We start from the raw sequence: 19659 nt of genomic DNA on the forward strand, positions 1-19659 counted from the left end.
GCAAACCGTATTGTTTGGGAACCCCAACAAATATTATAGAGCCATAAAACGAAGTGACTACTGTTCGCTTGCCTTATTTTTCTTCTAAACTTACTAGAGTCTGATTCAATAACAAATCAAATGAATTATGTTATTTAAGAATCGAATTAACAGCTTTTCCTAATTTCTTAACTCCCTCGACAATATCTTTTTCGTCAGCATAACTGAAGGAAAGACGGAGAAACTCAATTCCATCGTTTTGGTCCAGGAAAAAATATTTGCCAGGAATGAACGATACCCCCTCAGATAGTGCATGTGTCAACAACTGAGCGGTATCAACGCCAGGAAGGTTAACCCAAACAAAATAGCCGCCATTCGGCACATACCAAGATACTGATTCCGGGAGGAATTGTTCGAGTGCAGAGATTAATACAGCACACTTAGACCGGTACCTATCTCTTAAAAGATTAATCCTTTCCTCAAAAATGATATCTTCCATGAATGTTGCCATAGTTGCTTGAGCAAATGGATGGTCTAAGTCTTTTTTAAACCAAGCTAAAGCAGAAATAAATCCGTTTGTTCCTGCTATCCATCCTACGCGCAATCCAGGTGCTATAACCTTAGATAATGAACCCACATGCAAAACACGCCCATCTTTATCATTTGCTTTTAACGGCTGTGGACTATGATTGAAGCTTAATTCACCGTATGCATCATCCTCAAGAATGAGGAAATTGTACTTAGCGGCTAGCTCCAATACTCTCTGCCGGCGTTCTGCTGCCATGGTTGTCCCTGTTGGATTCTGAAAGGTGGGAATTGTATATAGAAAACGCGGAAGAGTAAGCCCTAATCTTTTCCTTTCGGAGAGCACTTCTTCCAGCAAATCTGTTTGCAGCCCATGTTCATCTACCGGAATGCTAATAAAGTGCTGTGTATAGTTTTTAAAGATTTCTAAAGCCTCCATATACGTGGGAGACTCAACAGCCACGACAGCTTCATCATTAAGCAGAATTCGCGCTATTAGATCGATAGCCTGACAAGCTCCTGAAGTAATCAATAGTTCATCTTTTGAAATAGAAATACCTCTATCTGCCATTCTAACTTGAATCTGCTGTTTCAATTTTTCTATTCTCGGACTTCCTAAATAATGGAGCGGTAAATCCTGTTCCTCTTCAAGCAATTTGGCTACTGCTGCCTTTAGCTGTTCAGAAGGAACAAGAGCAGGTGCCGGAAAACCGGAACTTAGCCGAATGCACTTATCCGGAATCGATGGCATCCATTCACCGGGTGGATCATTTTTAAGGGCTGCTTTTATGTTTTCTGAAAAAAATGATTCAACCTTCACTTTGACCATTCACCTTTCCGTTACTCAAATCATTATCGATACTCTACAAAGTTAAAAGACTTAAAATATAAATAATCTTCTTTCTTATATCGATTTTAAACTTTCTTCTCTGATTAACGACAGTAATTCTTCTTTATATTGGGCAAATTCGGTTGTTCCTTTTACACTGAACTCCCTTGGCCGATCTAATTGGATGGGAACCTTTTTCTTTAAGCGCCCAGGCCTAGCAGTCATTACATAAACAGAGTCTGCCAGAAAAATAGACTCATCTACATCATGAGTGATAAATAGTATTGTTTTTTTGCTTTCATCCCATGCCTTTAACAGAACTTCCTGCATGATATTCCTGGTTTGAGCATCCAGTGCTCCAAAGGGCTCATCCATTAATAATATTTTAGGATCGTTAGCAAGTGCACGTGCGATGGCAACCCGCTGCTTCATTCCCCCAGATAATTGTATGGGATAGTGCTTTTCAAAGCCTTCCAAGCCAATTAATTGCAGGTAATGCCTCGCAACATCGTCCCGTTCTTTTTGCGAGACACCATTTAATTTTAAACCGAACGTTATATTTTCTTTCACAGTTAACCATGGATATAACGTGTACGACTGAAATACCATTCCACGATCAGGGCCTGGCCCATGGATGGCTTCTCCATCAAGCAGCACATGTCCAGAAGTTGCTTCTTCCAGTCCCGCAACAATTCGGAGTACAGTTGACTTGCCGCATCCAGAAGGCCCTAGAATTGTTACAAACTCCCCTTCGCTAATCGTAAAGGAAGTCTTTTCCAGTGCCGTAGTCTCTCCGGTTTTTGTTTTAAAAATTTTCCCGACATCTTTGATTTCGAGTTTCGGTTTCCCCATATGGACTGATTCCTTTTCTCCATTCATTGTATGTGGTGAGACCATTTTACAAACCATCCTTTCTCATCCATGAAAATGAAGCTCGATAAATGGCTTTAAAGATCATATCTGTTAAAAGCCCCAATAAACCGATAATTATAATTCCAACTATTATTTTATCCGGCTGCAGGAATCGGGATGCCTGCATTATCATATAGCCTAATCCACTGGATGCTCCAACAATTTCGGCTACCACTAAATATGTCCAGGCCCAGCCGAACGTAATCCTTAAAGTATCTACAATTCCCGGCAATGCTGCTGGCAATATTACCTTAGTAAATAATTGTACCTTTTTTGCACCTAATGTATAGGAAACCTCAATTAATTCATTTTGAACATTTTTTGTTACATCCATAATCATGAGAGTTAGCTGGAAAAAGGTACCTAGGAAAATGACGCTCATTTTTTCTGCTTCACCCAGTCCAATCCACAGAATTAACAACGGAATAAAGGCGGATGCCGGCATATAGCGAATAAATCCGATGATTGGTTCAAAAGCGCCTTCCATAATTCGTAATGAGCCCATCAAAATTCCTAGAGGGATTCCTATGGCAGCAGCCACAAGAAATCCGACAAGAACCCTTGAGAAAGAGATGCCGATATCAGAAAGAAGACTACCATTTGCAAATAAATCAATAGCTGTTGCTAAAACAGTCGTCGGAGTCGGCAAAAATAACGCATTTACCACTCCACCATAGGTCAAAACTGACCAAATAACCAGAAATATAATAAACGTAAGAAAACCCGCTGAGGTATAAATTGTTTTGGGAATTTCTTTATTTGGCGTAAACAATTTTGCTAGCACTCAACTCACCCAATTCTATCAATGTTTTTAAAAAAGCCTAACATATGAGAGTCTCATATGTTAGGCTCTGAAATAAACCACCAATTCTTAAAACTAAAAATCCTCTTATTGGAAGCTAGGATTAATAATATCTTCCGCTTTTGGTTCTTTTGTTATAATTTCTTGTTCTTTGTAGAAGCTAATTGCGTTTTCTGTTGCTTCATATATGGAGCCCTTTTTACCTTCAGTTCCAAATAGTTCTGCATTATCTTCTTTTGAGTAAAACTTCAAACCTTCTTCAGTTGCCACAAATTCAGCTGTATCGATTTTAAGGCCTTTTGCCATGATCTCATCAGCATCTTCTTTATTCTCTTTCCAGTAATCCATCGCTTCGCCCATTGCCTTCACAAATGCCTTCACATCATCTGGGCGGTTTTTGATTACGTCTTCTTTAAAGCTAACAGTGTCAACAATGATTCCTGGCAGATCTTTTGTTGATAATAGTACTTTTCCATTAGCTTGTGAACCTTTTGATAACCATGGTTCCCATGTTACAGCAGCATCTACTTTTCCTGCAGCAAATGCGGCACCTGCATCACCGGCAGACATTTGAACAACTTCTACATCTTTTTCTGTTAAGCCGCCTTGCTTTAGGGCAGTTAAGGCAAGCAAATGGCTGGTGGAACCAACTTCAAAAGCCATTGTTTTGCCTTTTAAGTCTTTCACATCATTGATTCCATTTTTGACAAGAATTCCATCGCCTCCATAAGAATCATCTAAAATCCAGACTACATTAACCGGAATGTCGGAGGCTGCTAATGTTACCTGAACATCAAGAGCCGTCGCCATCCCATCAATTTTTCCGCTTGCTAATGCTTGTTTCCGTTCAGCCAATCCCTCAACAATGGAAAGCTCCACATCAATACCATTTTTTTCGAAAAATCCTTTTTCTTTGGCTAAAAATAAGGGTCCGTACCCTGTCCAGGTCGGCAATGTCACTTTCAATGGCTCAGACGATTTATCCTTTGAACTATCAGATCCAGATGTCTGCTCTTTACCACAAGCCGTCAAGGCAAATACAAGTATGAATGAACATATGATAACTAACCACTTTTTCAATGATAACTCCCCCAATATTCTCTAAATAATTATTTTGAACATCTCATTAACGTATTGATCAGCCTCGCTGATTGCTGTGATAACCATATCTTCTATCAAAACTGTCAATATTAGCTATAGAGCTTTCTTCCTCCATACCATATAGATTGTTTCAGTGCGACACCTTGTTCAGATAAAAACTGGTCGTTAGAGTCTTTTCAATGATTTTCCTGCTTGTATTCCCTCCAATTAGTGCAGCCTTCTTGCCAAATTTCTCTATGTATAATCCTGTGTCGGTTAATAATCCAGGCTTTCTAATATATTGACCCGGACCTGTTGTAACCTTCAAATACATTCTTTCTTCCTCACTTCAGATGGATAAATATAAATATTATTCTATTAATATAAGTTAATAGTTTTTTTATGTCAATGAGGTTTTTAAATATTAAAATAACTTATATTTAATCACGATTTTGAATAACTATTCCATTTTCGATTGCTATTTCAGGAAAAAGTTTTTCGATACATTTAGTAAACGTGAAAAGACAAAATTAGAGTGCAAAAATTGAAATTACTATAAAAATACGCATTAAAACGTTTGCCCAGCGTTTTTGTTTTTATGATAGGAAACCCGTTCTAAAGATGAATTTTCATTTGCTATTAGACTTGAGGGTAGAGTTACACCTTACTCATTCAAAACTCCTGAACTTTATTTATTATGGTCCTTTTTATATTGCATTAATTATTTACAGTAAATATGTGTTTAATAATTTATGAACTTGTTCAATCCCACGTGTGAATCATATATGATTCTTTATAATGCTTTAGGTGGTGATATTTATGATAGACGATAGAGAACGTGAGCAGGATTTGGAAGGTGAACGGAATCGGAAACGGTGCGAGAAATGGAAGTGGTAGAAACCCGTGTCGGTAACCGGATTTAAGACTATCGGTATGATAAAGATAAGGGCTGCTGAGATATAACTCCTTCCGACTGAATAAATGAGACTCATTTCTTGACATAGATTGCAACAAAGCACGCTGTTATGCGTGCTTTTTCCATTCTTCACTACCGAGCCATTCCTACTGTGCTAGCACAAAAAACTTCGGTCGGAATTAAACTCAGTTTGGATAAATTAATACCCCTTCAAAGTATCCGCCTGATTAGGCAGCGGTTCATTATTCTCTAGTTTTCTTAAAGTCTCAAGAAAGCATTCAATGGCTTCATTTATTTCCGTTACTGCTGAAATATGCGGGGTAATAATAACGTCCTCTCTCGACCAAAGGCTAGAACTCTCCGGCAAAGGTTCTGTCTCCAGTACATCTAAGACAGCGGAATGCAGCTTCCCTGTGTCCAGAGCTTCGATCAGCGCCTCCTCGTCCACTGTTGCCCCTCTTCCAACATTAATAAAAGATCCATTTAGATGGTGAAAAAATTCCTTGTTAAACATCTTATTGGTGTTAGTTGTGAGTGGCAGTGTACTAATAACCCAATCCGCTTTAGATACCAAAGCAGGAGCTGAAGCTGTGTCAGCAACCTCTTTGAAATGCGGTTTTGAGGCACCACTTTGAGATACTCCGTAAACAGTTGCTCCAAAGAGACTAAACGTTTTCGCTACCTCTTGCCCAATAGCACCCGTGCCAAAAATGACAATTGTCTGGTCCCTTAGCATTTTTGGCGTTTTCTGCTCCCACTTTTTTTCCAATTTATTCCTCTGAAAACCCTCATGATATTGAAGGTCCCGAAGGATAAAGCTTAAGCAGTATTCGCTAATCCTCTCGCCAAATGAACAAACCGTTCGGGTGAGCAGTACTTTTTGATCATCCCAGCCATCAATTTCCAGATAGTTATTCACACCCGCATTAAAGGAATGAACCCATTTAAAATACGATGGATGAAAATTTGGAGAAGGCTTAAACCCTACATACGCATCAGTCCAGGAAAGATCCTCATCCGTTATTTCTTCGACAGACAAAAACCTAAACTGCTGCGGCAGATGGACCGTGAGATACTTTTTGAATTCCTCCTCGTAATTTCCTGCGATAAGTATTTTTTTAATTTTCATATGTACACCCCGTTTTATGCTCAAGTATAGATAATCATTATTTTACCATTAAAAATCGAGGAAGCTTCTCTATATTTTTGGTTTTTCGAGACGGGTAGATTTTATCTTACCTTCTGGAAGAAACAATATCTATAACGACATGACTATAGTATTATGGTTATTTATATTTCTGTTTATTCTTTTTAATTATTGTTTTAGGTCAATTGTACTTTTTCTTTCTTAATTATGATCCTTACCATATATGATAAAAACACGCAGGAGATTTTGCGATCAACTGCGAGTTTACTGCTTAACACTAAATAGAACATCATTCTCCTTAAGTCCAAAAAAATAGTACTAATAATAGTTCAAGAATTTTCCCTCTTTACTTTTTGAACAGATTATATTAATATAGTAAATCGTAAATCATACTAAACTTATCGGTTATGAGGTGAAAAGAGTGTCACAAACCAGTTTAAATACATCAAAAGTGATCCATAAATCATGGAATCAAAAATCGACCACTTTTGTCACTAATCTAAGCTCGGTGCAAAAGGGTCTAGTTACCATAGGGATTCTTGCTTCCATTATTCTATTAATAGCTATTGTCCAATCAGCTAATTTGGTTCAGGGCATTCTATTTATCATTGGATTATTATTGGGAGCTACACTGCTTTATGCACGTTTTGGTTTCACATCCGCATTTCGCAGACTCGTCTCCGTTGGCAATGTCCAAGGGCTTCAGGCTCACATGCTATTATTAGCCATTGCTTCAACACTGTTTGCAGTTATTTTAAGCACAGGTTTTACTTTTACCGATGTTACACCAAAGGGTCTTGTTTCCCCTGTTGGTGTTAGCCTTTTAGTCGGTGCCTTCTTATTTGGAATTGGGATGCAGCTCGGTAATGGGTGTGCTTCAGGTACACTGTACAGTCTGGGTGGAGGTTCTACTTCCATGGTGTTAACCCTTTCAGCCTTTATTACAGGTTCAACAGTGGGTGCTTATCATTTTGAATTCTGGATGGAAGATACTCCGTCCCTCCCGCCAATATCTTTGGCTGAATCTACTGGCCTTGGTTACTTTGGTGCTTGGGTCGTACAAATGGTATTATTCATCGCGATCTACCTTATTACTATTCAGATTGCAAAAAAGAAAAATCCGCCAATGATGAAGCCCCTTCCTACCACAACTGGCTGGAAAAAGGTGCTTCGTGGATCTTGGCCATTGTTTACAGCTGCTATTGTTTTAGCATTATTAAACGCTTTAACTCTAGCTGTAAAAGGTTCACCATGGGGAATTACTTCTGCTTTTGCTCTCTGGGGAGGAAAAGCGTTAATGGCCACAGGGGTTGATGTTTCTGCCTGGAGTTACTTTGAAGGTCCTAATGGAGCCGCTCTGACTAATACGGTACTAGCCGATCCTACAAGTGTTATGAACTTTGGAATTATTTTAGGTGCGTTTATTGCAGCATCACTCCAAGGTACTTTTAAACCTAGAAAAATGAAGCCGGGTGTAGCCGGTGCTGCCATTCTTGGCGGACTTTTGATGGGATATGGAGCACGCCTCGCATTTGGCTGCAACATTGGAGCTTACTTCAGTGGAATCTCATCCTTTAGTCTTCACGGATGGGTTTGGGCAGTTATGGCGATGCTTGGTACATTCGCAGCCCTATTCATACGTCCATTGTTCGGATTGAAAAATCCATCATCAAAAGACACGTTTTGTTAATTAAATAGCAGTCCATGAACTTCCGCACAATGTCGTGCGGGAGTTTTTTCACTTTGAATATGTCTGAATCGAATAAAGCATACTGTTTTCTTCTTTCATCATGAATAATTATCTTATCTGTATATTTACATGCCATAATAACGAATAAAAAATGATGATTAATGGAGCATTGTTCATTCTTTGCAATTGGCTTAACTTTCATATTTTTCTTTAATAGTTTTTGCATAAAAAAGAGCAGCGACCGTAATACGCTGCTCTTTCTACATTAGAAATTCTCTAAAATTTTCTTAGCGGTGTTTTCTCCATTTTTAATACAGTCCGGAATGCCGACTCCGTAATAGGAGCATCCGGCAAGCCAAATTCCCGGATATTGATCAGCCAGCCTTTTTTCCAGCTCGGTCACTGTTTCCGGATGGGAAATTAAATAATTTGGCATGCTTTCCATCCAGTTAGTTACTTCAGTTGCTACTGGCTCAGCCGAAAGCCCGAGGCTTTTTTCTATATCAGCTAAAGCTTTCTTAAGCAGTTCCTTATGGCTCATTTCTTTTAAAGAGGTGAACTCTGGAAGGCTGCTTTTATAAAATAACCTTACAAGCAAGTTTCCGCTCTCAGAAGTATGCTTCCACTTTCGGCTTGTCCATGTGCATGCATTACATAATATATCGTCCGAATTGGAGGTGATAAAGCCGGTACCGTCCGCCGGCAGCTGGCTGTCGGGTATATCAAATCCAACATAAATAGAGATAACCGAACTGTTTTTAAGTGCGGCAAATTCATTCTCAAGAACCGGATCTCTGAACAATAGTTCAGCAGCATTATGTGGAATGCTGAGGATTACATGGTCTGCTTCTAGGATGTCCCCATTTGAAAAAGTAATGTGATACCTACCATCTGCTTTTTCAACTTTATCAGCTCTTGTATTTTTTAAAATTTCTGCACCCTTCAAATGGTCCTCGTAAGCATTAATAAGTGCTCCTAGGCCGTCTTTGAAAGAAAGAAATTTGCTCTCACCAGAGCTTTGCCACACTTTCTTGTTTTCTTCAAAGCCTTTTATGATGCTGCCGTACTTTTCTTTATAATCAAATACCTGTGGAAGGGTCTTCGCAATCGTTAAGTCGCTCAAATTCCCGGAATAGACACCGGAAAGCACAGGCGCGATTTGCTTTTCAACCAATTCTTTTCCGAAAAAATGCTCCAGAAATTCTCCGATCGAACTATTCTTTGTAAAGCCTTCATTTTTTGTATAAAAATCCTTCAGGGCCTCTACTTTTCCCTCAGCTGACACAAGCATACTTTTCGCCAATGCTTCCACACTGGCTGGAATCCCGAATACCGTATCCTCAGGAATTGGCTTAAGCTCCCCATCACTGTATATGAATGACCTGCCAGCTGTATTATATACTACTTCATCTTCCAATCCCAGTTCCTTAATAAAATCCATACTAATTGCTTTTCGGGTCACCATCGAGTCTGCCCCTGACTCCATCACGAACCCGCCTGCTTTAACTGTATGGATTTTTCCGCCCAGCTCGTCTAAAGCCTCGGCAAGGACAAGCCTGATATCGGATTGGTTTTCTATCTTCCATTTATTCAGCTCATACATAGCGGCCAGCCCAGTAACTCCCCCGCCAATCACTGCTACTGTTTTCACGTTTGAACACCTCGGTTAACATCCAGTAATACCTAAAGTGTACCACAATATATCTTGATAATTGATTTTGCTTTTGTCCCTAATATGCTTTTTCCATTCAATTTCACAAAATTGCCTCATTCTTAATCCTAGTACGAAATGCGCAGATTTCTATATTCCTGCTAGAATGATATTCAGATGAATTTTCGGAAGACTATGCTTGGAGATGATAACTAATCTGGATCATGCTACTCATTGGGAAGCATATAAGCACCAGCATAGTATGACTTGCGGGCTCACGAATATAAGGCATGACGATCATATTGATTACATTCTTAATAATCATTTGCACTATGAACATCAAGGCACTGGGATAAATGTAACATTCTAATTAAGTAATAATCCAGATGAATGTAAGCCGGTTGACTGGGCTGTAGTCACGATAGCAATTGCGGACATGAAACCTGGTTCCTCACGGAGACTATTGGATTACCTAGTTAATGGCCCGCTTCATCATGCTCACTATGGTCATTGTGATGATCACGTTTCTTTAGAAATTGTGCTTTAAACGACTCAAATCATAACGAAAAAGAGGGCTCCATATAATAGGGAGCTCTAAAGTGTCCTAGGAAACAGCTTTCGTGATAACCTGGGAACAAACAGCACTAAAAATACGGAACGCCCTGCGCTAAACAGTATGAAGGATAGCCATAATCCATGATTCCCGGCAATGGGCACCACTCGAAAATAAGCAATTAAATAGATGAATAAGGCGAGGAGCATGGAATCCCGAATAGGTGCAGCTTCGGTTGCTCCTGTGTAAACTCCAAACAGTACAATACCTAAGCTGATTACAATCGGAAACACGATAATCCAAATTTCATAGTTATGAGCCATTTCAATAATCTCTGGAATACTTGTAAATAGCCTTAGAATGTAATCACTTAACAAATAGTAGGTAGTGGCTATTATCATTGATGAGTAAATAGCCCACTGCCAGGATAACTTGAGCGTCTGCTGATACAGGGATTTATCCTTTGACCCAATTGCTTTTCCTGTCAGGATACTGGAGGCATTGGCAAAACCATCAAAAAAATAAGCCATGATGTAATGGATCTGGATGAGGATTGCATTTGCAGCAAGGGTTTCCGTTCCAAAGGAAGCCCCTTTGGCGGTAAATAAATTGAAAACTGTTAATAAACACACGGTTCGAATAAACAAATCCCTGTTAACCTTCATCATTTTCTTGAATGATGACGGGACTATCACTTTATGAAAAGTGGGAAGCTTCCGTTTGAATGGAGAAGCATTCCAAACAATTGCCAATCCGATGACAAAAGCCGTTATTTCTGACAGTAAAGTGGCTGCTGCTACACCAGAAACACCCCAGGAAAATCCAAATACAAATAGTAGATCAAGCACAATATTCATGCAGTTCATCAACACTTGCAAAAACAGCGAGACCTTGATCATGGACATTCCCATCAGCCAGCCTAGAATGACATAGTTTAAGAGAGCAAAAGGCGCACCCCAAAACCGGATCTGTAAATAATCTTTGGCAAGTGACTGTACGTGGGGATCAGGAGTTAACAGCGGCAAACACAATCCTATAATCGGCCACTGAAGAGCAATCAAACCAATTCCTACTAATACAGCGATAAAGAATGGACGAGCAATAGCAAGAATACCGCCTTCCGTGTCACCTGCCCCATGAGCTTGAGCGGCAAATCCGGATGTACTGACCCTCAAAAATCCAAACAGCCAATACATCGTATTAAAGATAATCGTTCCTACCGCAACTGCAGCAATGTAGGACGGATCTGGCAGCTGGCCCGCCACCGCTGTATCAACTGCCCCCAATAAGGGGGTGGTAATGGTAGAAAAAATAAGGGGAAGCGCCAAAGCAAGATATGCTTTATGATTCATGGATGTACCTCCTTATCCTTCAAAGACATGCAGCAATTCCTTTGTATATGGTTCTCTTTTCAGTGAGAACAAGTCATATTTGCTAAATTCATCTACTATTTTCCCTTGTTTCATCACCATGATTCGGTCGCTCATAAAGTTCACTGCTGCCAAATCATGTGAAATAAATAGATAGGAAACTCCTAAATATTGCTGGAGGTCTTTTAATAGATTCATTATTTTTGCCTGCACCGAAACATCAAGGCTCGCTGTGGGTTCGTCAAGAATGATAAGCGCGGGCTCAATACTTATGGCTCTGGCGATAGTCACCCTTTGCTTTTGGCCTCCGCTTAATTCATGGGGATAACAGGAAAGATATTTCGATGGAAGCTCCACCATTTCAAGCAGTTGTTCTGCTGCCTTTTCTCGCTGATGCCGAATTCCTTTTAAAAAAGATGGCTGGATATTTTTTTGAAAATCCAGTGGTTCCATCAAAGAATCGATGATTTTCAGTTTCGGATTCAGCGCGGCAGCAGGATTTTGAAAGACAGCCTGCACTTCCCTTCTTATGTAACGAAGGTCCTCCTTATTAGCCAAATGCAGCGGCTTTTCCTTAAACCAAATTTCACCCTGATCCACTTTTTCCAACGCTAGGACACACCTGGCCAATGTGCTTTTCCCGCTCCCGCTCTCCCCAACAAGGCCCAAACATTCGTCCTTTTTTATGACGAAGGAGACCTGATCGACCGCTTTCTGTCCGGACGAATATTGCTTCGTAACATTTTTCGCTACTAGCACTTCTTGTTCAACTATCCTCATTTAATTTCCCCATTTTTCAAAATCATATTTTTTATATGGTTACTAGTCGGTTTTTAGTCGACCTCAAAGAAGGAATGGCCGCTATTAATGCTTTCGTATAGGCATGTTGCGGTTGTTGTAGGATCGACGTTTTTGATCCTGACTCGACAATCTCGCCCTTTAGCATGACGGCCATCTTATTGGCATATTTCCGCACATGCCGCAAATCATGGGTTATAAACAAAACCGCGCAGTTTGTTTGCTGTTGTAAATTAGAAATCAGCTGAAGAACATGGGTTGCTGTGATGCTGTCAAGAGCGGTTGTCGGTTCATCAGCAATGAGCAATTTCGGTTTCAACATCATCGCCATGGCAATGGCTGCACGCTGCAACTGCCCTCCGCTTAGCTGAAATGGATAGCTTTTATAGACTCTTTCTTCAGGCAGATTTACGTTTTTTAAAGTTTCCAAAGCCCTTTCTTTTCTTTGTTGTTTTGAATTATTGGTATGAGTTTTCAGCATTTCATCAAAGTGAGCTCCAATGGTCATAAATGGAGTGAAAGCTCCCTGATAATCTTGAAAAATATAGGAAATAACTTTCCCGCGATAGTTTTGCCATTCTTTTTCTTTTAAGTCTAATAGATTTGCTTCACCAAAATGGATCCTGCCAGATGAAATGATAAGCTCACGAGGCAGCAGCCCCCCGATGGAGGAAGCTGTTACGCTTTTTCCGCTTCCACTCTCACCGACAAGCGCTAGCCAATCTCCTTCATTGACGGAAAGTCTGATATTTTGCACCAAGGTTTCTTCCCTATGTTTTATGGTTAGACTCGAAATCGTTAAAACAGACATCATTTGCCTCCGTTCTGATTTTTCACATCATAATGATCTCTCAAGTAATCACCAACTAAATTAAAAATTAGAACAATCACCATGATCGATAAACCTGGAATCAGCATTAAATGAGGAGCATTATAAAAGAATGCCTTTGCTTCATTCAGCATCGCCCCCCACTCTGGGATCGGAGGCTGAGCCCCTAACCCGATATAGGAAAGAGAGGCGATCATTAAAATGATTTTTCCAGCATCCAAGGTCGCAAGTACCATTACATTTCCTAATACATGCGGGATCATATGTCTTCTCAATATATTCATAGGGCCAACGCCATTGACTTTAGCTATTAATATATAATCCCTTTGCTTTTCCGTCAGCACGGTACTCCTTGCTAATCTGGCATACCCGATCCACTTCACCATTACAATAGCAAAGACCAAATTGAATATCCCCGGCCCTAGCAAGCCGCTCAAAATAATCGCGACAATATAGTCGGGGAACGCCATAAAAGCATCGACAAACCTCATTAGAAAACGGTCTAATCTTCCTCCGACAAATCCAGAAACGAGACCAATTGGAACACCAATAAGCAGTGAAATGGCCAAGACCAGGAAACTCGTACCGACTGTCGTTTGGGCGCCTGCCAGTATCCGGGAAAAAACATCTCTCCCTAAATGGTCCGTCCCAAAGAAATGCTCCAAACTTATCGGTTTTAACCGATCCCCCATTTTGACATCTGTTGGGTCAAATGGGGCGATATAAGGAGCAATGATGATGGTAATAAAAAAAAGACCTATTAATAATAAAATTCCTGGCTTTGTTATACGGAATCCATTGATCATCGCCGGTCTCCACCCTTCAAACGGATTTCCGGATTGAGGTATCGATAAGAAAGGTCCACTAAAAGATTAATCATGACGACAAACAGCCCCATAAAAAGTATGTATCCCTGGATGATTGGGTAATCTCTCCTAACGATTGCTTCTACAACCAGCTTGCCAACACCAGGGTATGCAAAAAGGACTTCTATAATGACTGTTCCTCCAAGCAAGCTGCCCAGACTTACCCCAAAAATGGTAATAACCGGTGTGAGGCTGTGGCGAAAAGCGTGGAAAAGAAAAATTCTCCTCTGCGAAAGTCCCCGCGACTTCGCTGCCCTAATAAAATCCTGTCCCAGACTTTCCAGCAGACTGGACCGGAGCAGTCTTACATAGACAGCCGCCATCGCTATTCCCAATGTTAATGAAGGCATCAGCAAATGAAGAACGGTTCCCTTTCCCATAGCTGGCAGAATTCCCATTTTAACAGAAAAAAGCTGCATTAAAAGCAGGCCCAGCCAGAAGCTGGGGATTGAAGCACCTATTAAGGCAAAAATTCTGCTGAGGTGATCAATCCATTTATTCTTATACAAGGCGGCAAGAGTTCCAATTGGTGCTGCTATCATTATCATGACCGCCATAGATGAAAAGGTTAAGGCCATTGTGTCAGGAATTTTGCTCGCCAGTTCCTTCAAGACCGGCTGTTTCGTCATATAAGAATCCCCCAGATCGAACTGAAAGAATCGCATCAACCAATTCAAATACTGTATGTAAATGGGATCGTTAAAGCCTAACTCTTCTCTGAGCTCTTCAATCTGTTCATCGGTAATAGAAACGTCATCAATGTTCAGTATGTACCTTACCGGGTCACCCGGGGCAGCTTTCATGAAAACAAAGCTGATAAAAGATAATAAGAACAGGAACAACACAAGCTCCAAAAGTCTTTTACCTACCTGTTTCACTTTACCCTCACATCTAAATCCTTGGTTAATGTGTAATATTCACTTTTACTGGTCTGCCAATTTAGGACATAGTCCTTATACGCAACAAAATTATTGGGATGAACAAGAAATGAATGCAGGGCTTCCTGATCAATGATTTTGATTGTTTCCTTCGAAAGTTCATTCCGTTTTTTGTTATCTAACGTTTGGTTCAAATCTTCTATAAGCTTGGTAATCCTATCGTTTTGGATCTGCCCTGGATTAATAGCTCCCCCGGCCATATACGCGGAATTAAGGAAATAGCTCGCATCTCCTCGTGGAGCAGTAATTAAGCTGTAAGTGGCTATATCCCAGTCTGTTTTCTCCGCCAGATACTCGTCTATATTTTCAACCTGTTGAATTTCAATGGTAATCCCCAGTTCTTTTGCATTTGATTGCAGCAATTGGGAGATTAATGGCAATTCAGGTCGATAGGAATAGGTCATGAGGTTAAGAGTTAGCTGTTTGCCGTCTTTTACCATCTTTCCATCTTTTAGCTCATAACCTGCTTTTTCTAAATGCTTTTTTGCCTTTTCTACGCTAAATTGCTTCTTTTCATAATCCGGTGAGTATGGAGAATCCGCCAGAAAAGGCCCTTTGGCCACCGTCGCTTGCCCTGCCATAATATCGTCGGCAACCGATTGACGGTCGATCAGGGCATCAAATGCTTTTCTCACGTTGATATCCTTAAATGTTTCTTTACCTGAGTTGTACATAAGAAGATGCGTCCGAAGACTGGCGACCACATCTGTTTTAATTGACTTGTCACTTTTCAGACTTTCAATGCTTTCAATAGCAGGGCGGTAAACAATATCTGCATCTCCGGATTGAAGGGCCGTTGTCCGCGCGTTGGCATCCTCGTTGAATGTCATGGTTGCCCGATCAAGCTTGACCTCTCCGTCCCAGTAACCTTCATACTTTTCCAGTTCCAGCTTGCTATTCGGTTCAAAAGAGACCACTTTAAACGGACCAGTTCCTATTGGTTTTTGTTCAATGTTTTCTGCCATACTATCCACTATTGCCGTGTTAGGATGGACAAGCTCGGAAGGAAAATGAGGCAATTTCCGCTCATTTGAAATGATCAAGGTTTGCCCGTCCGCTTCCATTGTTTTGATTTTTAATGCCGTTTTCATGGCTTCACTCACTTGTATGTTTCGTTCCAAAGAAGCCTTCACAGCTGCTGCATCTACTTTCTTCCCATTTTGAAATGTGATATTTTTTTTAATATGAAAGCTCCAAGTCTGCCCGCCATCACTTGTTTTCCAGCTTTCCGCAAGCCAAGGTTCAATCTCTTGATTCTGATTGACTTTTACTAGTGTTTCGGTAACTCCAGCCCTGACAGCGGTATAGTTTAGATGTGGATCAAGCGTTTCACTTGGAAAATTGGAAAGAAACGTTATCTCTTTCTTTTTTTCTTCTCCACCATTTCTTCCCGTAGATGAATTGGAGCTTTCTATAGAACAAGCTGTAAGAAACATCAAAAATACTACTAGTACTGAGGTAATGCGAAATTTCTTATTCAATGACCTTCCCCCTCGATAAAAAATCATTTTTAATCCCACTGCCCATCAGTGAGATGGTTATTTTCCATTTAGCAGATTACATAACTCCTCTATAACTGAAATACGCTGAATTGTGAAAGATTATTTTGTTTCCCTGTGTAATGTACGTCTTTTTAAACGCGGGGAATATTTCATTAGTTCAATACGATCTGGATTCTTTCGCTTATTTTTGGTGGTAATATAATTGCGGTCTCCTGTTTCAGTACATGCTAATGTAATTTTTACTCTCATTTTTATTTCCTCCAATTTGATTTTTTTTAAACAGAAACGGTAAAGGGTGGAAGTGGATCATCAAATAAATACCAGTCCATATTCATTTCTTCATCCGTCAACAAACATCGGTCTAAAGAAGCTTCGATTTCTTCGCGATTTATATCAATCCCGATTAAAACGAGGTCTGTCATCCGATCCCCAAAATCTTCATCCCAATTTTCCAAAAGCTCTGGTTCTTCCACTAGGATTTGAGTTCTTTCTTGTTCAGGATAAGCCGCAAGCCAATCACCTGCTCCCTGAAGCATAATCGAAGGTCCAGCTTGTGACAGCAAACCTGTAGTATCATTTCTTGTTGGCAGCCAAAAGAAGCCTTTTGCTCTAACGACTTCCACTGGCCATTCCTCCAGCCATTTCATCCATCTTTCGGGGTGAAATGGTCTTTTCCTGCGATAGACAAAGGATGAAATACCATATTCTTCTGTTTCTGGAGTATGTTCTTCCGTTAATTCCTTGATCCAGCCTGCCCCTTGACTAGCCTCTTCAAAATCAAATAAATGGGTATCTAAAATTTCATTTAATGCCACTTGTGAATGGGCACTTTCAATCACTTTGGCATCTGGATTTAACTTTTGAAGGACCGCTTTTAGTTCAGTTAAACTACTTTGATCCACTAAATCAATTTTATTTAAGACCAATACATTCGCAAATTCAATTTGGTCGATTAACAAGTCAACCACTTCACGTGTATCCGCCTCATCTGTTCCTTGCTTTCGATCAAGAAGACTTTCACCTGATGAAAAATCATGCCAAAATCGATTGGCATCTACTACTGTTACCATTGTGTCAAGCCTGCAATAATCAGATAAGTTGATTCCTAGATTTTCATCAACATATGTAAAGGTTTGGGCCACTGGTACAGGCTCCGAAATTCCCGATGATTCAATTAAGATATAGTCAATATCCCCGGTATGAACCAGCCTTTCAACTTCGATCATTAAATCCTCCCTTAATGTACAGCAAATACAGCCGTTTTGAAGCTCAACCAATTTCTCATCAGTTCGAGAAAACCCTCCTTGTTTAATCAATGCAGCATCAATATTCACCTCACTCATATCATTCACGATGACAGCAATCTTTTTATTCTCATGATGGTTTAATACATGATTTAATAAAGTTGTTTTCCCTGAACCTAAATACCCGCTAAGCACAGTAACTGGTATTTTCTTAGCCATTTTCTTCACCTCATTTTATAAATCAAAACCATTACGATTTAAAGGATATAGTTTAACTATACTTCTGCATACTCTATAGCCCCTGGATGGAAAGAACCTTATGTGTATTAAATCCACGCCTTTTATCAAATCGTAATCGTTACGATTAAAATCGTAATAAATCTCTTTCTAAAATGCAAGTGTTTTTCAAAAAATAATTAAAAAGTCCTTTTTCACCTGTTTTGGGAGCATTTCAATTTTCACATTTACAAAAATAAAAAATTCAAAATTTTATTTATAAATTCTAAGGTTATTTTAAAATGTAAACGTAATAATTACGATTAAATGAGAAAATTGGAGCGGGGTTAAAAAAATGAGAATCAATCAGTTCACCCCCTCCCTTCCTCAGGCAATAGATTTCATCCCTGTATTGGCATTTTCCTTCGTTTGATTAACTAGCGTTTGCAGTTCATTGTTTTGATTAACTAGCGTTTGCAGTTCATTGTTTTGATTAAATAGAATTTTATAAACTGTTCTAGCTTGTTCGGAATCTTGATTGTTGTAAAATATCAAGCGCTCTACTAAAATCTAAAAATAGCCGTTAAATCTGCGTTATCATTCTTCATGGTGGCCAGATAAGATTAATAGACACAATTGGCAGGTGTAACAAATGAAATATTTTTTATTTTTCGTCCTCTTAGCCGCTTTTATGGACACTTTTTCACAACTTCCGATTATGTCTCCGTTAGCTCAAGAGCTCGGAGCGAGTTCACTTATGACAGGCCTTATCGTTGGGACATATTCTTTTACTAATATGGGCGGGAATATTATTGCCGGTATCCTGATAGATAAAATTGGCCCAAGGAAAGTCCTGCTTTACGGTTTTGGTGCGACTGGCCTCATTTTGCTTCTATATATATTGGTCCAAACACCGCTCCAATTGTTAACTGTGCGTTTCATCCATGGAGCTACTGGCGGATTTCTGGTTCCTGCTGCTTTTACTTATTTGGGTAATGCTGCCGAACAAGAGAATGGAAAAGGAGAATCGATGTCCAAATCTGGAGCTGCGATTGGGTTGGCAGCTATTATCGGTCCTGCTTTTGGCGGTATTGTTTCATCGAAAATGGGAGTGGGCTATGTATTTACCATCTTATCTATCCTGCTTATTCTGACCGGGATTTTGACAGGACTTCTACTCCCTGAAAACCGTGCTTCCTTTACAGATAAAAAGGATAATGCTACCGGATTGGGACAGCTCGTACCGTTATTTACAGACAAAAACCTGAATATGGCTTTTATCGCTTCGTTTTCTTTACTTTTTGCGATGGGAACGCTCGCATACCTGCTCCCCTTCAGGGTGGCCGAACTTAATTACCCGCAAAGCTTTGCCGGGATTTTATTAAGTTTTTTTGGATGTGTGGCAATCATCTTATTTATTTTGCCGACACATCGGTTGGTTGCGAAAATCTCTGCCAGTGCAACTATGATCTTCGGAATGGGGATAATTGGTTTATCCCTTTGCCTATTAAGCCAGGTTGAAGCGTTAGCGAATATGTTTGTAACGATGGGGATTTATGGAATTGGTTTTGCCCTTCTATTCCCTAGCATGAGTGCTGCTGTTCTGGAAAATACAGCCAAAGAGAACCGAGGAAAGGCTTTTGGAATCCTTTATGCTTTTTTCTCGCTTGGCGTTGTCGCAGGCTCGGCTCTCCTTGGTGCACTGGACACCACTATTCGAAATGGATTTATTACAGGAGGTATTCTCATCTTTTTGTTTGCAGGAATTATGATGTATCTCTCCTTATCAAAGAAAAATGCATCTTTTTAAAA

The 19659-nt window shown here is 39.9% G+C and carries 17 protein-coding genes; 2 read left to right on the top strand and 15 right to left on the bottom strand.

What is annotated here, in order from left to right; all coding sequences use genetic code 11:
- Nucleotides 1-130: 130 nt before the first annotated feature.
- From D0469_RS09325 to D0469_RS09350, 6 genes are all read right to left on the bottom strand, one after another.
- The gene (locus tag D0469_RS09325) at nucleotides 131-1324 is read right to left on the bottom strand and encodes an aminotransferase-like domain-containing protein (protein WP_117326480.1); all 1194 of its coding nucleotides are present in this window, start codon (nucleotides 1322-1324) and stop codon (nucleotides 131-133) included.
- 84 nt (nucleotides 1325-1408) lie between these two features.
- On the bottom strand, nucleotides 1409-2230 hold the full coding sequence (locus D0469_RS09330; RefSeq protein ID WP_233523003.1) for an ABC transporter ATP-binding protein: 822 nt from the start codon (nucleotides 2228-2230) through the stop codon (nucleotides 1409-1411).
- A gap of 1 nt (nucleotide 2231) precedes the next feature.
- A complete protein-coding gene (locus D0469_RS09335; RefSeq protein WP_117326481.1) occupies nucleotides 2232-3029 on the bottom strand; it encodes an ABC transporter permease in 798 nt (265 codons plus the stop codon).
- Between the two features lie 105 nt (nucleotides 3030-3134).
- Nucleotides 3135-4127 carry an ABC transporter substrate-binding protein gene (locus tag D0469_RS09340; protein WP_117326482.1) on the bottom strand — a complete coding sequence of 331 codons (993 nt, stop codon included), beginning with the start codon at nucleotides 4125-4127 and terminating at the stop codon, nucleotides 3135-3137.
- A gap of 151 nt (nucleotides 4128-4278) precedes the next feature.
- Complete coding sequence (locus D0469_RS09345; RefSeq protein ID WP_117326483.1) at nucleotides 4279-4461, bottom strand: hypothetical protein; 183 nt, start codon at nucleotides 4459-4461, stop codon at nucleotides 4279-4281.
- Nucleotides 4462-5242: 781 nt separating this feature from the next.
- A complete protein-coding gene (locus D0469_RS09350) occupies nucleotides 5243-6172 on the bottom strand; it encodes a D-2-hydroxyacid dehydrogenase (protein ID WP_117326484.1) in 930 nt (309 codons plus the stop codon).
- A gap of 439 nt (nucleotides 6173-6611) precedes the next feature.
- On the opposite strand from D0469_RS09350, the gene D0469_RS09355 reads away from it, so the two are divergent.
- The gene (locus D0469_RS09355; protein WP_233523004.1) at nucleotides 6612-7880 is read left to right on the top strand and encodes a YeeE/YedE family protein; all 1269 of its coding nucleotides are present in this window, start codon (nucleotides 6612-6614) and stop codon (nucleotides 7878-7880) included.
- Between the two features lie 265 nt (nucleotides 7881-8145).
- On the opposite strand, the gene hemG is transcribed toward D0469_RS09355, so the two are convergent.
- The 9 genes from hemG to D0469_RS09405 all read right to left on the bottom strand — a co-directional run bounded on the left by hemG (nucleotide 8146) and on the right by D0469_RS09405 (nucleotide 17850).
- Nucleotides 8146-9531 carry a protoporphyrinogen oxidase gene (hemG, locus tag D0469_RS09360; RefSeq protein WP_117326485.1) on the bottom strand — a complete coding sequence of 462 codons (1386 nt, stop codon included), beginning with the start codon at nucleotides 9529-9531 and terminating at the stop codon, nucleotides 8146-8148.
- Between the two features lie 594 nt (nucleotides 9532-10125).
- A complete protein-coding gene (locus D0469_RS09370; protein ID WP_117326486.1) occupies nucleotides 10126-11436 on the bottom strand; it encodes an MATE family efflux transporter in 1311 nt (436 codons plus the stop codon).
- Between the two features lie 12 nt (nucleotides 11437-11448).
- A complete protein-coding gene (locus D0469_RS09375) occupies nucleotides 11449-12234 on the bottom strand; it encodes an ABC transporter ATP-binding protein (RefSeq protein WP_117326487.1) in 786 nt (261 codons plus the stop codon).
- 31 nt (nucleotides 12235-12265) lie between these two features.
- Complete coding sequence (locus D0469_RS09380) at nucleotides 12266-13063, bottom strand: ABC transporter ATP-binding protein (RefSeq protein ID WP_117326488.1); 798 nt, start codon at nucleotides 13061-13063, stop codon at nucleotides 12266-12268.
- A complete protein-coding gene (gene nikC, locus D0469_RS09385) occupies nucleotides 13063-13887 on the bottom strand; it encodes a nickel transporter permease (protein ID WP_117326489.1) in 825 nt (274 codons plus the stop codon). Before nikC ends, D0469_RS09380 begins: the two co-directional genes overlap by 1 nt.
- The gene (gene nikB, locus D0469_RS09390; RefSeq protein ID WP_117326490.1) at nucleotides 13884-14825 is read right to left on the bottom strand and encodes a nickel ABC transporter permease; all 942 of its coding nucleotides are present in this window, start codon (nucleotides 14823-14825) and stop codon (nucleotides 13884-13886) included. Before nikB ends, nikC begins: the two co-directional genes overlap by 4 nt.
- Nucleotides 14822-16321 carry a nickel ABC transporter substrate-binding protein gene (nikA, locus tag D0469_RS09395; protein ID WP_407675735.1) on the bottom strand — a complete coding sequence of 500 codons (1500 nt, stop codon included), beginning with the start codon at nucleotides 16319-16321 and terminating at the stop codon, nucleotides 14822-14824. Before nikA ends, nikB begins: the two co-directional genes overlap by 4 nt.
- 165 nt (nucleotides 16322-16486) lie before the next feature.
- Nucleotides 16487-16636 carry a 50S ribosomal protein L33 gene (gene rpmG, locus D0469_RS09400; RefSeq protein ID WP_117326492.1) on the bottom strand — a complete coding sequence of 50 codons (150 nt, stop codon included), beginning with the start codon at nucleotides 16634-16636 and terminating at the stop codon, nucleotides 16487-16489.
- 26 nt (nucleotides 16637-16662) lie between these two features.
- Complete coding sequence (locus tag D0469_RS09405) at nucleotides 16663-17850, bottom strand: GTP-binding protein (RefSeq protein ID WP_117326493.1); 1188 nt, start codon at nucleotides 17848-17850, stop codon at nucleotides 16663-16665.
- A 649-nt stretch (nucleotides 17851-18499) separates the two neighbouring features.
- Between D0469_RS09405 and D0469_RS09410 the strand changes: the two genes are divergently transcribed.
- Nucleotides 18500-19657 carry an MFS transporter gene (locus D0469_RS09410; protein ID WP_117326494.1) on the top strand — a complete coding sequence of 386 codons (1158 nt, stop codon included), beginning with the start codon at nucleotides 18500-18502 and terminating at the stop codon, nucleotides 19655-19657.
- Nucleotides 19658-19659 lie beyond the last annotated feature (2 nt).

The sequence above is a fragment of the Peribacillus saganii genome (genome assembly GCF_003429095.1).
In the GTDB taxonomy this organism is placed as follows: Bacteria; Bacillota; Bacilli; order Bacillales; family DSM-1321; genus Peribacillus; species Peribacillus saganii.

What these genes read in the sequence shown, in the direction of transcription:
- D0469_RS09380 (WP_117326488.1), bottom strand. Translation starts at nt 13,063, where the DNA reads ATGTCTGTTTTAACGATTTCGAGTCTAACCATAAAACATAGGGAAGAA.
- D0469_RS09375 (WP_117326487.1), bottom strand. Translation starts at nt 12,234, where the DNA reads ATGAGGATAGTTGAACAAGAAGTGCTAGTAGCGAAAAATGTTACGAAG.
- rpmG (WP_117326492.1), bottom strand. Translation starts at nt 16,636, where the DNA reads ATGAGAGTAAAAATTACATTAGCATGTACTGAAACAGGAGACCGCAAT.
- D0469_RS09410 (WP_117326494.1), top strand. Translation starts at nt 18,500, where the DNA reads ATGAAATATTTTTTATTTTTCGTCCTCTTAGCCGCTTTTATGGACACT.
- nikA (WP_407675735.1), bottom strand. Translation starts at nt 16,321, where the DNA reads ATGTTTCTTACAGCTTGTTCTATAGAAAGCTCCAATTCATCTACGGGA.
- D0469_RS09405 (WP_117326493.1), bottom strand. Translation starts at nt 17,850, where the DNA reads ATGGCTAAGAAAATACCAGTTACTGTGCTTAGCGGGTATTTAGGTTCA.
- D0469_RS09350 (WP_117326484.1), bottom strand. Translation starts at nt 6,172, where the DNA reads ATGAAAATTAAAAAAATACTTATCGCAGGAAATTACGAGGAGGAATTC.
- nikC (WP_117326489.1), bottom strand. Translation starts at nt 13,887, where the DNA reads ATGATCAATGGATTCCGTATAACAAAGCCAGGAATTTTATTATTAATA.
- D0469_RS09330 (WP_233523003.1), bottom strand. Translation starts at nt 2,230, where the DNA reads ATGGTCTCACCACATACAATGAATGGAGAAAAGGAATCAGTCCATATG.
- D0469_RS09370 (WP_117326486.1), bottom strand. Translation starts at nt 11,436, where the DNA reads ATGAATCATAAAGCATATCTTGCTTTGGCGCTTCCCCTTATTTTTTCT.
- D0469_RS09345 (WP_117326483.1), bottom strand. Translation starts at nt 4,461, where the DNA reads ATGTATTTGAAGGTTACAACAGGTCCGGGTCAATATATTAGAAAGCCT.